General features: G+C 70.7%; 1 protein-coding gene. It reads left to right on the top strand.

What is annotated here, in order from left to right; all coding sequences use genetic code 11:
* A partial coding sequence (locus QN345_RS19380) for a hypothetical protein (RefSeq protein ID WP_323509157.1) occupies positions 1 to 1,059 on the top strand: 1,059 nt, incomplete at both ends.

Below are 1,059 nucleotides of genomic sequence, written 5' to 3'. Positions count from 1 at the left end.
GCGCGACGGTGCAACTCGTCGCGATCGGTTCGCTCGGCCAGCTCGTGCTCACCGCCGTGAGTGTCGACGACACGGCGGAATTCCGGCTTCCGGTCGCCCTGACCCGCAGCGCAGGGTCCGTCACCCTCGTGGCGAGTTCCGGTGGAACGGTCGTGCGGGGTGCCACCGAGCTCACCCCCGGGGCCGCGGTCGGCCCGATACAGGCCGTCGTCGGCGCTCGCTCCATCGTGGCCGACGCCGCAGACCTGTCCATGGTCGTCACGATCCCTGTCGACGCCTGGGGTAATTCCATCGCAGAGGGTTCACCGGTGCTGGTCTCCCGCGAGAACCCCGTCGGAGTGCGGAGTTCGAGCGGAGCGGTCGTGTCGCACCTGCTCGCCTTCCAGGAACTCGTCTCGGGCACCCTGGCCGGTCGTGGCCAGGTCTGGGTCGCTTCCGGTCCCGTGACCGGACCGAGCGTCAGCCTCGACGAAGTCGCCGGGCCACCGCTCCCCTTCTCACTCGAGCCCGTCGAGCCCGTGTTGGCCGCCAACGCGGGGGCCGACGGCCAGACGCTCGTCCCGATCCGGACTTCCGTGCTGCGGGATCGCTTCGGCAATGTCGAGCCGGACGGCACCCAGGTCACGGTGGAATGGACGGGCCCTGAAGGCGCGGGGCGCACGACCGCGGCCACGATCTCCGGCGTCGCCCAGCTCTCGCTGCAGGCGCCGGGAACGCCGGGCGCGTTCCAGATCACCGGGCTCTGTCGCGGTGTGCACTCGGCGAGCGCCCTCACACTGCCGTTCGCGGCCACCGTCGGTACTGTCGACCTGAACGCACGCCTGGTCGACGCCGGCGTCTTCGTGAGTATCGGCCCGGTCAACCGCTTCGGCGGCACATTCGTGCCGGATGGAACGACGGCCCGCGTCTCCGTGGTCGACGCCATCGGCGAGGCCGGCTCCGCAAGCGCCGGGCTCGTGAACGGCGTGCTCGACATCCTCGTCGCGACCAGGCCGCTCGTCAGTCCGGTCACGGTCACCGTCTCGGTGCTCGGCGCAGAAAACGTGGAGACGCTCCGAT

The sequence above is a fragment of the Cryobacterium sp. 10I1 genome (assembly GCF_035019805.1).
GTDB lineage: Bacteria > Actinomycetota > Actinomycetes > Actinomycetales > Microbacteriaceae > Cryobacterium > Cryobacterium glucosi.
This window is presented reverse-complemented; position numbering and strand designations above follow the sequence as displayed.